The sequence below is a fragment of the Qipengyuania xiapuensis genome (genome assembly GCF_019711395.1).
Lineage (GTDB): Bacteria > Pseudomonadota > Alphaproteobacteria > Sphingomonadales > Sphingomonadaceae > Qipengyuania > Qipengyuania xiapuensis.
In genome coordinates, this window is sequence record NZ_JAIGNL010000001.1 from 973,833 (window position 1) to 986,590 (window position 12,758).

General features: G+C 64.0%; 16 protein-coding genes. 14 read left to right on the forward strand and 2 right to left on the reverse strand.

Going from position 1 to position 12,758, the window contains the following annotated elements; genetic code table 11:
* The first annotated feature begins 129 nt into the window (after positions 1-129).
* From coxB to K3163_RS05020, 14 genes are all read left to right on the forward strand, one after another.
* Positions 130-1,176, forward strand: coding sequence for a cytochrome c oxidase subunit II (coxB, locus tag K3163_RS04955; protein WP_221428930.1), 1,047 nt, complete (start codon positions 130-132; stop codon positions 1,174-1,176).
* 32 nt (positions 1,177-1,208) lie between these two features.
* On the forward strand, positions 1,209-2,918 hold the full coding sequence (ctaD, locus tag K3163_RS04960) for a cytochrome c oxidase subunit I (protein ID WP_221428929.1): 1,710 nt from the start codon (positions 1,209-1,211) through the stop codon (positions 2,916-2,918).
* 90 nt (positions 2,919-3,008) lie between these two features.
* On the forward strand, positions 3,009-3,980 hold the full coding sequence (locus K3163_RS04965; protein WP_247712463.1) for an alpha/beta fold hydrolase: 972 nt from the start codon (positions 3,009-3,011) through the stop codon (positions 3,978-3,980).
* 28 nt (positions 3,981-4,008) lie between these two features.
* The gene (locus K3163_RS04970) at positions 4,009-4,932 is read left to right on the forward strand and encodes a heme o synthase (RefSeq protein WP_221553135.1); all 924 of its coding nucleotides are present in this window, start codon (positions 4,009-4,011) and stop codon (positions 4,930-4,932) included.
* A 115-nt stretch (positions 4,933-5,047) separates the two neighbouring features.
* Positions 5,048-5,620: a cytochrome c oxidase assembly protein gene (locus K3163_RS04975; protein WP_221428927.1), complete on the forward strand. Its 573-nt coding sequence runs from the start codon at positions 5,048-5,050 to the stop codon at positions 5,618-5,620.
* Between the two features lie 76 nt (positions 5,621-5,696).
* On the forward strand, positions 5,697-6,518 hold the full coding sequence (locus tag K3163_RS04980; protein WP_221428926.1) for a cytochrome c oxidase subunit 3: 822 nt from the start codon (positions 5,697-5,699) through the stop codon (positions 6,516-6,518).
* 90 nt (positions 6,519-6,608) lie between these two features.
* On the forward strand, positions 6,609-7,193 hold the full coding sequence (locus K3163_RS04985) for an SURF1 family protein (RefSeq protein ID WP_221553137.1): 585 nt from the start codon (positions 6,609-6,611) through the stop codon (positions 7,191-7,193).
* Between the two features lie 51 nt (positions 7,194-7,244).
* Entirely contained in the window at positions 7,245-8,636 is a 1,392-nt protein-coding gene (gene thrC / locus K3163_RS04990) for a threonine synthase (RefSeq protein WP_221553154.1), read from the forward strand.
* Positions 8,636-9,523 (forward strand): RsmD family RNA methyltransferase, encoded by an 888-nt coding sequence (locus tag K3163_RS04995; protein WP_221428923.1) that lies wholly within the window; start codon positions 8,636-8,638, stop codon positions 9,521-9,523. The genes thrC and K3163_RS04995 overlap by 1 nt, the downstream gene beginning before the upstream one ends.
* A gap of 10 nt (positions 9,524-9,533) precedes the next feature.
* Positions 9,534-9,908, forward strand: coding sequence for a dihydroneopterin aldolase (locus tag K3163_RS05000; RefSeq protein WP_221428922.1), 375 nt, complete (start codon positions 9,534-9,536; stop codon positions 9,906-9,908).
* Complete coding sequence (locus K3163_RS05005) at positions 9,905-10,210, forward strand: Rossmann fold domain-containing protein (RefSeq protein WP_221553163.1); 306 nt, start codon at positions 9,905-9,907, stop codon at positions 10,208-10,210. Before K3163_RS05000 ends, K3163_RS05005 begins: the two co-directional genes overlap by 4 nt.
* A complete protein-coding gene (locus K3163_RS05010) occupies positions 10,207-10,449 on the forward strand; it encodes a MoaD/ThiS family protein (protein WP_221553169.1) in 243 nt (80 codons plus the stop codon). The genes K3163_RS05005 and K3163_RS05010 overlap by 4 nt, the downstream gene beginning before the upstream one ends.
* 46 nt (positions 10,450-10,495) lie before the next feature.
* The gene (locus tag K3163_RS05015; RefSeq protein WP_221553971.1) at positions 10,496-10,909 is read left to right on the forward strand and encodes a molybdenum cofactor biosynthesis protein MoaE; all 414 of its coding nucleotides are present in this window, start codon (positions 10,496-10,498) and stop codon (positions 10,907-10,909) included.
* A 74-nt stretch (positions 10,910-10,983) separates the two neighbouring features.
* Positions 10,984-11,409 carry a hypothetical protein gene (locus K3163_RS05020; RefSeq protein ID WP_221553171.1) on the forward strand — a complete coding sequence of 142 codons (426 nt, stop codon included), beginning with the start codon at positions 10,984-10,986 and terminating at the stop codon, positions 11,407-11,409.
* Positions 11,410-11,431: 22 nt separating this feature from the next.
* Here K3163_RS05020 and K3163_RS05025 read toward each other — a convergent pair whose 3' ends face one another.
* Together K3163_RS05025 and K3163_RS05030 are read right to left on the reverse strand one after the other, a co-directional pair.
* Positions 11,432-12,112 (reverse strand): Crp/Fnr family transcriptional regulator, encoded by a 681-nt coding sequence (locus K3163_RS05025; RefSeq protein WP_221428918.1) that lies wholly within the window; start codon positions 12,110-12,112, stop codon positions 11,432-11,434.
* Positions 12,109-12,636, reverse strand: coding sequence for a hypothetical protein (locus tag K3163_RS05030; protein WP_221553187.1), 528 nt, complete (start codon positions 12,634-12,636; stop codon positions 12,109-12,111). The genes K3163_RS05025 and K3163_RS05030 overlap by 4 nt, the downstream gene beginning before the upstream one ends.
* Positions 12,637-12,758: the final 122 nt, after the last annotated feature.

A 12,758-nucleotide genomic window follows, 5' to 3' on the forward strand; every position in this document is an offset into this window, starting at 1 on the left:
CGCGGCAAGTCCTGCCTATAGGCGCATCGAAATCGACCCTCGCGTGCGAGGGATTGGGGCTGTGCGCGCGACTCATCGCAAGGACACCCATTCACGATAGATGACACGACACGAAAGAGTTCTAACAGAATGAAAACTCTCGGACTTCACCGGATCGTAGCCAGCCTGAGCCTCGCGTTTGCGCTGGTTATCGGAGCGCCCGCAGCCGTGGCGCAGGACGCCACTGCAACCGAGCAGCTCGAATCTGTCGATCCGGCCGAAGCTGCCGATGTCGCCGATCCCGAAGCGGTTTCGGCAGGCAGCGATGCATACACGCCGATGGCTCCGACCGAAGGCAAGGGCATGCCCGTTGCCGGCGGCATCGACATCCAGCCGCAGTATTCGGAAACCGGCGAATACGCCTACGGTCTCCACATCTGGCTGTTCTGGGTGATGGTGGTGATCAGCCTCTTCGTGCTGGCGCTGCTGCTCTATGTCGTGTTCCGCTTCCGCAAGTCGGCCAACCCGGTCCCCTCGAAGACGAGCCACAACACCACGATCGAGATCATCTGGACGGTCGTTCCCGCCCTTATCCTGCTGGCGATCGCGGTCCCTTCGATCACGCTGATCTCTAAGCAGTACAAGACCCCGCCGGCAGACGCGATCACCATCAAGGCGATCGGCTACCAGTGGTACTGGGGTTACGCCTATCCCGACAACGGCGACTTCGAGATCGTCTCGAACATGCTGACCGAAGAAGAAGCCGATGCGCGCGGCGAGCCGCACCAGCTGGCAGTTGACAACCGCATGGTCGTTCCCGCCGGTGTCCCGATCCGCCTGCAGGTGACTGCGGCAGACGTGATCCACTCGTTCGCCGTCCCGAGCCTCTGGTTCAAGATGGACGCCGTTCCTGGCCGCCTCAACGAGCGCATTTTCCAGGTCGACGAGCCGGGCGTGTACTACGGCCAGTGTTCCGAGCTGTGCGGCGCACGTCACGGCTACATGCCCATCGCAGTCGAAGCGCTGCCGATGGACCAGTACAACGCTTGGGTCCTTGCCCAGGGTGGCACCGTTGCCGGTGCCGACGAAGCCGGCGTGGAAGCCGATCCTTCGCTGCCCCCGCTGCAGGGTCCTGAAAGCTCGGCTCCCGGTGCTCCGGGTGCAGGCGCTCCGCCGGTCGAAACCCCGGCTGCCTAAACAAGATACGATAGACGCGAGAGACTGACATCATGGCTACTACCGCCGACAACTTCCAGGCTCATACCGACGACCACGCGCACGATGCCGATCACAAGCCCGGCTTCTTCGCACGCTGGTTCATGTCCACCAACCACAAGGACATCGGTACGCTCTACCTGATCTTCGCGATCTTCGCCGGTATCATCGGCGGCGCGATCTCGGGCATCATGCGCATGGAGCTGGCCGAACCGGGTATCCAGTACCTGCAGTGGTGGGCCGAGTTCATGGGCGGCAACGCGGACTTCGATACCTCGCTGCACATGTGGAACGTGTTCATCACCGCCCACGGCCTGATCATGGTCTTCTTCATGGTCATGCCCGCAATGATCGGCGGTTTCGGTAACTGGTTCGTCCCGCTGATGATCGGCGCGCCGGACATGGCGTTCCCGCGCATGAACAACATCTCGTTCTGGCTGACGGTTGCCGGCTTCTGCAGCCTGCTGTTCTCGCTCTTCGTGCCCGGCGGCACGGGTCCGGGTGCAGGCGTTGGCTGGACCGTATACGCCCCGCTCTCGACCACCGGTTCGACCGGTCCCGCGGTCGACTTCGCGATCTTCTCGCTGCACCTTGCCGGTGCCGGTTCGATCCTGGGCGCGACCAACTTCATCACCACCATCTTCAACATGCGTGCGCCGGGCATGACCCTGCACAAGATGCCGCTGTTTGTATGGTCGGTGCTGGTCACGGCATTCCTGCTGCTGCTCGCACTTCCGGTGCTTGCTGCCGCGATCACCATGCTGCTGACCGACCGTAACTTCGGCACGACCTTCTTCGACCCCGCAGGCGGTGGTGACCCGATCCTTTACCAGCACCTGTTCTGGTTCTTCGGTCACCCCGAAGTCTACATCATGATCCTGCCGGGCTTCGGTATGATCTCGCAGATCGTCGCGACCTTCAGCCGCAAGCCGGTCTTCGGCTACCTCGGCATGGCCTATGCCATGGTCGCCATCGGCGTCGTCGGCTTCGTCGTGTGGGCCCACCACATGTACACCGTCGGCCTCGACGTGAACACGAAGATGTACTTCACCGCTGCCACCATGGTCATCGCGGTTCCGACCGGCGTGAAGATCTTCAGCTGGATCGCCACGATGTGGGGCGGCTCGATCGAATTCAAGTCGCCGATGGTCTGGGCACTGGGCTTCATCTTCCTCTTCACTGTGGGCGGCGTGACCGGCGTCTATCTCGCCAACGGCGGCGTGGACGATGTCGTGCACGACACCTACTTCGTGGTGGCTCACTTCCACTACGTGCTGTCGATGGGTGCCGTCTTCTCGATGTTCGCCGGTTTCTACTACTGGTTCCCGAAGATGAGCGGCCGCTGGCACTCCGAACTGCTCAGCCACATCCACTTCTGGCTGTTCTTCATCGGCGTGAACGTGATTTTCTTCCCGCAGCACTTCCTTGGTCTGCAGGGCATGCCGCGCCGCTATCCGGACTATGCGGAAGCCTACACCTTCTGGAACGAGATCAGCTCGCTCGGCTACCACATCATGGCGCTCTCGATGGTGTTCTTCTTCATCAACATCATCTACGCGTTCGTCGCCGGCAAGAAGGCGGAAGACAACTACTGGGGCGAAGGTGCGACCACGCTCGAGTGGAGCCTGTCGAGCCCGCCGCCGTTCCACCAGTTCAGCGAACTGCCGGTGATCGAAGAGCATCACGATCACCACGACCACATTGGCACGGCGAAGCCGGCGTAAGCCAGCCGCCAGCTAATCACTGGACAGAGACAAGCGGCCGGTCCCACAAGGGGCCGGCCGTTTTCATTCATGCGGACGAGAGGATCGATAATGCCTGAAATGCGGACCATCGATGTCGGGGAACTGAGCCTGCGCTGCGCGATCGAGGCCCCAACTGACGGCGAGGGCCCGCTGGTGATCCTCGTCCATGGCTTTCCCGAAAGCTGGTACAGCTGGCGCCATCAGCTGGCACCGCTGGCCGAGGCCGGCTTCACCGCCTGCGCGATCGATGTTCGCGGTTATGGCGGTTCGGACAAGCCGTATCCGGTAGAAGCCTATGCGATGGAGCGGATCGTGGGCGACCTGGTGGGTCTCAAGCAGGCTCTCCAGCCGGACGAGCCGGCTATTCTGGTCGGCCACGACTGGGGGGGCCCGATCGTCTGGAATACCGCGCTGACCAACCCGGACCATTTCCGTGCGGTCGCCGGCATGTCGGTTCCCTTCGCCGGCGTGCCGCAGCGGCCGTTTACCGAGGTCTTCCGTGAGCACTTCACCAGCCAGGGGAAGTACTTCTACCAGGAATACTTCCAGGAGCCCGGCGTCGCCGAGGCCGAGGCGGAGAAGGATCCGCGCGACTGGGTTCACCGCATGATGTATTCGATCAGCGGCGACGTCACTCCGGGCGCCTATTGGGACAAACCCTATGGCGCGACCTTCCTCGAAGGCCTGCCCGACCCGCAGCCCACCCCCTGGCTGACCGAGGAGGATCTCGATTTCTACGAGGGCGAGTTCAAGCAGTCCGGTTTCCGCGGCCCGCTCAACCGGTATCGCAACCACGAGGCGGACTATGAATGGCTGCAGGGCTGGAACGGCAAGCGCATCGAGCAGCCTGCACTTTTCATCGGTGGAACGCGCGATCCGGCGACTTTCCTGTTCGGCGCGGTTCCGGATCCGATTGCCATGATGAAGATGTTCGCGCCGCGCGTCGAAGGCCACATTCTCGAGGGCGTCGGCCACTGGACCCAGCAGGAACGTCCGGAAGAGGTAAATGCGTTGCTGATTGACTGGATTCAGCGGGTCTAAGCCCCTATATGGCCGGCGAGCGAATCCCATGACCGAAGCTGCCCCCAAGACCACCCAGCTCCCTGCGGACTGGCGCGACTTCTTCGCACTCACCAAGCCGGGTGTGATGCGTCTCGTGATCTTCACGGGGCTGTGCGGGCTGCTTGCGGCTCCGGGCAACATCCATCCCGTCCTCGGCTTCACCGCGATCCTGTGCATTGCCGTGGGCGCAGGCGGCGCAGCCGCGCTCAACCAGTGGTGGGAAAGCGATATCGATGCGGTGATGAAGCGCACGGCGGCACGCCCGCTTCCCGCAGGCCGCATGTCGCGGACCGACGCCCGCGATTTCGGGCTGCTGATGGCGGGCGCATCGGTGATGATCATGGGCCTTGCGATCAACTGGCTTTCGGCCGCGATCCTCGCCTTCTCGATCTTCTACTACGCGGTAATCTACACGATCTGGCTCAAGCCGCGCACGCCGCAGAACATTGTCATCGGCGGCGGTGCGGGCGCATTCCCGCCTCTGATCGGCTGGGTCGCGGTGACCGGCGACATCACGCTGATGCCGGTCCTCCTGTTCCTCATCATCTTCATGTGGACGCCGCCGCACTTCTGGGCGCTCGCGCTGTTCGTGGAGACCGATTACGCCAAGGCCGGTATCCCGATGATGCCGGTGGTGAAGGGGCACAAGTCCACCCGCCGTCAGGTGCTGGTCTACTCCTTGCTCATGCTGCCCACCGTCCTTGCGCCCTGGGCGATCGGTGGAACCGCGTGGCTATACGGGATAGCAGCGCTTGCACTGACCATTGCGTTCATCGCACTGGCAATTCCGGTTGCGACGCGTGATCCTGCCCCCGGCGACAAGATGCAGCCGGAGAAACGATTGTTCCTCTTCTCGATTGCCTACCTGTTCGCACTGTTCGCCGCGCTCGTGGCCGACCGGGTGCTGTATTATCAAGGATTGCTCGCATGACCCCCGAAGAAGAAAAGGAATACCGCCGCCGCCAGAAGAGCCGCAATCTCGTGCTCGGCGGCGTGCTGCTTTTCCTCGCCGTTCTCTTCTACATGATCACCATCGTGAGGATGTAATGACGACCGCTGCTGCGAAGTCGCTGGAAAACCGCAACATCAGGACAGGCCTGATGGCCTTCGCCGGTGCTGTGGCGATGCTGGGCCTCGGATATGCAGCGGTCCCGCTTTACGAGCTCTTCTGCCGGGTGACAGGCTTCGGCGGCACGACGCAGCGCGCCACCGAGGGAGAGGCCGATCTCGCCGCCCGTATGGGCGCAGCCGCCGGCGGCCAGCAGATCTCGATTCGCTTCGATGGCACCGTGGCTCCCGGCCTCGGCTGGGATTTCAGGCCCGAACAGCGGACCGACACCGTGACCATCGGCCAGCGTGACATGGCCATTTACGTTGCGCGCAACAATTCCGATCGCCCGGTAACCGGCACGGCGACCTTCAACGTCGAGCCCGAACAGGCAGGCGCCTATTTCAACAAGATCCAGTGCTTCTGCTTCACCGAGCAGACGCTCCAGCCGGGTCAGGAAGTGCGCATGCCGGTGCTCTATTTCGTCGATCCCAAGGCGCTCGACGATGCCAATATGGAAGGTGTCGAACAGATCACGCTCTCCTACACTTTCCACGAAGCGAAGAAATAACGCCTCGCGCCCCCTAGACCCGCGCGGCCATGCGCATTAAGGGCAGCCCGAACGCGAAACCCAGGACACAGGTACAATGGCTGGTAACGTCAATCACGAATATCACATCCTCGAACCCGATATCTGGCCGCTGATCGGCTCGATTTCGGCCCTGACATTCACCAGCGGCATGGTGCTGTTCATGCACGAAATGGCCAGCGCGCACCTCGTGCTCGGCCTCGGCATCGCCGGCCTCATCGCTACCTTCTTCGCCTGGTTCTCGAACATCGTGAAGGAAGCCGAGCGCGGCGACCACACGCCGATCGTCCAGCTGCACATGCGTTACGGCATGATCCTGTTCATCGCTTCGGAAGTGATGTTCTTCGTCGGCTGGTTCTGGAGCTGGTTCGATTTCGCCCTGTTCCCCTCGGAAATTTCCGAAGTCGTCGGCGGCCAGTTTCCGCCTGCGGCCATCGAATACGTCATCAACCCGTTCAGCCTTCCGCTGCTCAACACGCTGATCCTGCTGTGTTCGGGCACCACGGTTACCTGGGCACACCACGCCCTGATCAACGGTGACCGTGACGGCCTGAAGAAGGGCCTCTGGCTGACCGTGATCCTCGGCGCGGTGTTCACCGCGATCCAGGCCTACGAATACGGCGTGGCTCCGTTCGAGTTCGGCGGCAACACCTATAGCTCGGCCTTCTACATGGCGACCGGTTTCCACGGCTTCCACGTGCTCGTCGGCACGATCTTCCTGATCGTCTGCCTCGTGCGCGCCTACAAGGGCCACTTCACCCCGCGCCAGCACTTCGGTTTCGAAGCTGCCGCATGGTACTGGCACTTCGTCGACGTGGTGTGGCTGTTCCTCTTCGCCGTCGTCTACGTCTGGGGCGGCTGGGGCGCTGAGTTCCACTGATACCTTCCGGCTTTCCCGCCGGACCACAAAAAGGGCAGCCCGGCATCGTCCAGGCTGCCCTTTTCGCTATCTGACGCAGAGGCGCTTTCGATGACCGCACGCATTCCCATCATCCCCACCATCATCGTGGGCGGCGCGATTGCCGTGATGATCGCGCTCGGCTTCTGGCAACTTTCGCGGATGGACCAGAAAGAGGCGCTGATTGCGCAGGCGGAGCAGAACCTGCGAATGTCCTCGGAAGTCGAATACCCGCGCGCGCCGGGCGGTGTGGACGCGGTTCTCTACCGCCGGACAACGATCGACTGCCTCGAGGTGCTGGCAGTTTCGCCCCGCGCCGGCACCAGCGCGTCGGGCGCGAAGGGATGGGCGCAACGCGCCTCATGTACGCTCTCAGGGCTGGATTCGCCTGTCGATGTCGACATCGGCTGGTCGGTGCGCCCCGAGGCCGCCGAATGGGCTGGCGGCGAAGTACGCGGCACCATCGCGCCTGGCGGGCGCATCGTGGCGGCCGAACCCGTGGCAGGTTTGGAACTGCTCGCAAGCCCCGACCCGCGCGACCTGCCCAACAATCACCTCGCTTATGCGGGCCAGTGGTTCTTCTTCGCGCTGACCGCGCTGGCGATTTATATCCTCGCGCTGCGCCGCCGATCTGCCACCAAGGCTAGGGACGACTAAACACCCGCTTGCTTGCCCGCACCTGCGCACGCCGCTAACCGCCTTGGCGCAATGAGATACGTTTCCACCCGCGGAGAGGCGCCGAGCCTCGATTTTGCCGAAGTCACGCTGGCCGGGCTTGCCAGCGATGGCGGTCTCTACGTGCCAGAGGAGTGGCCGCAGTTCTCGCTGGACGAGATCGCCGCGATGCGCGGCCTGCCCTATGCCGAGCTCGCAGCGCGCGTAATGGAGCCCTTCGTCGGGGACAGCCTCACTCCCGAGCGCCTGCGCGAGCTGACCGCCAAGGCCTATGGCCGCTTCGCGCACAAGGCGGTGACGCCGCTGGTCCAGCTCGACGAGCAGCATTGGGTGCTCGAGCTGTTCCACGGCCCCACGCTCGCCTTCAAGGACGTGGCGCTGCAGATGCTCGGCCTGCTGTTCGAGGAGTTCCTCGGCCGCGAGGAAGGCAGCCTGACAATTGTCGGCGCGACCAGCGGCGATACGGGCAGTGCAGCGATCGATGCCGTGGCGGGTCTCGACAATGTCGAGATCTTCATGCTCCACCCCAAGGGCCGCGTGAGCGACGTCCAGCGCCGGCAGATGACCACGGTGCGCGCGCCCAACGTCCACAATATCGCCATCGACGGCAGCTTCGACGATGCGCAGGCGATGGTGAAGCGGATCTTCGCCGACCGGGACGTTACCGCGAAGCACCGCATCGGCGCGGTGAACTCGATCAACTGGGCGCGGCTGATGGCGCAGGTGGTCTACTACTTCGCCGCCTCGCTCCAGCTGGGCGGCCCCGAGCGCAAGCTCGCCTTCAGCGTCCCGACCGGCAACTTCGGGGATGTCTTTGCGGGGCACGTCGCCGCGCGCATGGGCCTTCCCATTAAACGGCTGATCGTCGCGACCAACGTCAACGACATCCTCCACCGCGCGCTGGGACAGGGCGACTATTCGGCCGGCACCGTGACGCCGACCGCCGCGCCGAGCATGGACATCCAGGTCAGCTCGAACTTCGAGCGGCTCCTGTTCGACGTCGGAGGACGCAATGGTGCCGCGATGGCGGAACAGATGCGCGGTTTCGAAGCGGAGAAGGCGATGCGCCTCACCAATGCGCAGCGCGAAGGTGCGGCGGCTCTCTTCACCAGTGCGCGTGCGGACGAGGGCGACACCTCGCAAGCCATGCGCTGGGCTTACGAGCAATGCGGCGAGATGCTCGACCCGCACACAGCGATCGGCCTTCACGCGGCGCGCGAGGCGGACATCGATAGCGATGTGCCGGTGGTGACGCTTGCCACGGCGCATCCGGCGAAATTCCCCGACGCGGTCGAACGCGCCACGGGCCTGCGCCCCCCGCTCCCCTCGCGCGTCGGCGATCTCTTCGCACGCGAGGAAAGCTTCATCGAGCTGCCCGGTACATACGAAGCCGTGCGCGATCACATCTTGGAGCGCGCTTCCTGATGGCCGAGCTGCAACGCGATCCGGTACTGATGGTTGGCGAAGGCTGGGACGGCTATCGCCTGCTCGACAGCGGCCATGGCCGCAAATTCGAGGCCTATGGCGACTACCGCTTCATTCGCCCCGAACCGCAGGCCATGTGGTCGCCCAAGCTCGACCACTGGGATGCCCATGGCGAGTTCGTGCCCGGCAGCGATGAGGATGGCGGCGGTCGCTGGCAGTATTCGAAGGACGTCCCGCAGGACGGCTGGGAGCTGGGCTGGGGCGATGAAGTGCGCTTCACCGCGCAATGCACTCCCTTCCGCCATCTGGGCTTCTTCCCCGATATGGCGCCGGTCTGGACATGGATGGGCGAACAGCTCGACGGGCGCACCGATGCGGAAACGATGAACCTGTTCGGCTACACCGGCGTCGGGACGCAGGCGCTCAGCCGCTATGGCCGCGTCACTCATGTCGATGCGAGCAAGAAATCGGTTGCGCAGGCACGGGAAAACGCTGCGCTTGCGGGGCTCGGCGATCGCCCGGTGCGCTGGCTGGTCGAGGACGCGATGAAATATACCGCGCGCGAGGTTCGCCGCGGGCGTCGCTATGACGGCATCATCCTTGATCCGCCCAAGTTCGGGCGCGGTCCCGATGGCGAGGTATGGCGGCTGGAACAGGGCCTGCCCGATCTCGTCTCCGATTGCCGCCAGCTCCTCGACGAGGACAGCAGCTTCCTGTTCCTAACCGTCTATGCCGTCCGCATGAGCAGCCTCGCGCTGGGCGGATTGCTCGAAGAGGTTTTTGCCGGACTGCCGGGCAAAATCGAACATGGCGATCTCGCCGTGCAGGAAGAGGGCGGCAGGATGCTGCCGACTGCAATCTTCGCGCGCTGGTCCAATCCGCGCTAGAGGCAGCCGCATGACCGATTCGCTGATCCTCGAAGTCGCCGATTTCGAACATGACGTGCTCACCGGAATCTATTCCGAGGAGACCGGCAAGCCGCAGCCCCTGCGCTTTACCATCAAGGTACGGATGAAGCCGCTGCGGCACTACGATGCCGACACGCCGCTGGACGATTCGAAGAATTACATGGACCTGAAGTTCGCTGCCTCCGAGGCGTTGCCCGAGGGCGTGCACTTCAAGCTGATCGAGGCGGTGGCAGACCATGTTTGCGAAACGCTGTTCCTGCAGGACAAGCGGGTCGAGGCGGTGACCGTGAAGATCGTGAAACTGGCGATTGCCGAGGCGGGCGAGAAGATCGGCATCACGCTCCACCGCGAGCGCCGCGAATGAAGCGGATCGAGGTCGACGGCCTTCCGCCGGAGCCGCTGGCTGCGGCCGGGCTGTTCCACCAGAACTGGCTCGACCCGATCGAACGGGCCCTGGGCGAAGGGCAGGACGTTCTCGTCACGCTGGAGGCGGCCGATCACACGCATGAGGAATGGCGCAAGGCGGCCGCGGCGATGCTGGCCCGCAAACACGCGCCGCGGCGCGTCAATCTCGTTGCCGGCAGCGGGCCATCGCTCGATGCGACGGCGGATTACCTTGCTCAGGCACCGGGCGTGACCGGCCAGTATTTCCGGGCCGCGACGTGAGCGTGACGATCCTCTTCCTCGGCCCCTTGCGCGATCTCGCTGGCGAGCAGGAACGAGAAGTCGCTGCTCCGCTCGACTGGAAAGGGCTGCTCGAAGCGGTCGGTCCCGAGATTGCCGAGCAGCTTGGCGAAGAGCGGGTCAACGTGGCCTGCAAGGGCAAGGTGCTGGCCGACAAGCGCACGCTCCATGCCGAGGATGGCGACGAGGTCGCGCTGCTCCCACCGGTGAGCGGTGGCTAGGCTATCGATCGCGAGCCCGCTCGACGTCCGGCTGCTGGAGAAGGGCATGTCGGTCGGCGAAGCGCTCGCCGCGTTCAATGCGGCGCATGATGGCGCAGGGGGTGTGGTCTCATTCCTTGGCAAGGTTCGCCCCGAAGGCGGAGTGAAGGCGCTCGAGTTGTCGCATTACGAGCCGCTGACATTGCCGGGCATGCAGGACCTGGCGGAACAGGCGCGTGAGCGCTTCGACCTTGCAGGTGTCCTTGCCTGGCATCGCATCGGCGTGATGAAACCGGGCGAGGCGATCGTGCTGGTGGCCACCGCTGCCCGCCACCGGCGAAATGCTTTCGAGGCGGCGGACTTCCTGATGGACCATCTCAAGTCGGCGGCATGGCTGTGGAAGCGCGAAAGGCGCGATGACGGCTGGCACTGGATCGAACCGCGCGATCAGGACCACGAAGACCTCGCCCGCTGGAATTGATTCCGCCTGATTGATCTCGATCAAGGAACGGCCCGCGTGAAAGGGGCAAACAGTCTCCATCAAAGGAGATCGTCATGTCCAAGCTGCTTACTCGCGAACTGATTGCCGAACAGGCCGCCATCGTCGAAGCGCCCAGGAAGCGCCACGAGGTCGACCGCACGTTCGAGCTGCCCAAGGGCCTCTACGCCGCGACTGTTGCGCTGTACCTCGGTTTTCTCGCGATCATGGCCACCGGCATGTCTTCGCCCGGTCTGATCATCCCGATGGCCATCTTCACGGTCTTCATCGTCGCAGGCTTCGGTATCCCTGCGATCTGGACCAGGCTCGCTCCGCAGTCGGCATCGAAGCAGATGAGCTTTGCCCAACTTCGCCGCGACGGCATCTCGACGCTGACGGGCCGCCTTCCGGCCAAGGACGCAGCGGTGCAGATGCTGATCCTCCCGGCCATCATCTTCTGCTGGGGTATCGCGACGATCACCATCGCAGCCCTGGTCCGCTAAACCAGGCCGCTGACAAGTTGCCTCAGGAGAGGGGCAGGAGCGCGGGGTCGACCAGTTCGATCCCGCGCTTTCCCATGCGCTTGATCGCGCCCTCGCGTTCGAAGCGCGTGAACATCCGGCTCACCGTCTCGATCGTCAGTCCCAGCATGTCAGCCAGTTCGCCGCGCGAAAGCGGGAGGTCGAACTCCCTGGCCGGATGGCAGGGCGAATCGCTCGCCGCGCGGGCCATCGACAGGAGAGCACCCGCAACGCGCTGTTCGGCCGAAGCGTTGCCTGTCAGCGCGAGCAGTTCGCGGCTGGCATAGAGATCTTCCTGCGTGCGCCGCAAAAGCGCCTGTGCGAGCCGGGGATAACGCTCGGTCGCCTCGGCAAAGGCAGGGCCCGAGAATACGCACAATTCGCTTTCGCCCAGCGCGACAACGTCGTGGCGCATGTAGGGACCGAACATCTCGCCGACGAAGCCGGCGGGGTGAACGAGCGACAGGATGCGTTCGCGCCCGTCGATATCGGTAGAGGTGATCTTGAGCGCGCCGCTCTTGAGGGTAGCGCAGGCCGCTTCCGACATTCCGGCACTGAACAGCGTCTCGCCTTTCTTCAGGACGCGCGTGCGACCGGCCTTGGCCAGCTCGTCGCGTTCGGCTTCGTCGAGAATCGCACAGGCCGCACGATCGCGCACGGGGCAGGTCGCACAGGAAAGGCTCATTCAACGCGCCCCCGCAGGTCAGCCAGGACCGCGTCCTCGATGCGGACGAGGGCGATTACTTCGTTTCGTGCCGATTCGATTGCGGTGATGTCGTCAGCACCTACGCGAGCCGCAGTATAGATCGCATCGAGATCGCCGAGCGGAACGGCGGCGCGGCTGCGCGCGGAATCGAGTTCGGCGAGAGCGACCTGCGCGGCAGCCCAGCGGTCGCTTCCCAGGCTGGTGCCCGAGGCGGCGGCGACGAGCTCTTCTGCCCGTGGGCGCGTTTCCTCGAATGCCTCGTGGGCATTGCGAGCATCGGCCACGAGGCTGGCAAGGCGCGCATCGAGCCCGCCCGTCAGATCCACCTCTACCGGCGGAATATCGAGCCGCTTGGGCTCCGGACTGCCGAATGTTCCTTCGCTGCGTTCGCTGTCGCGGATCGCGAGCGAGGGATAGTCCGCGCTGGACCCGGCGCAGGCCGCGAGCGACAAGGAAAGGACGGCGGCAAGGGCTGGTCTTGCATTTGCGTGCATTGCGGCCACATAGCATGGGCAGCAGGCTGTACCAGCGCGAAAGGCAAAAAAGCGCTCCATCCAGCGTTGACTTGGTCCCGCCTTTCGCCTAACGGCACGCTTCTTTCCGGGCCCGCTCATCAGCGGGTCGA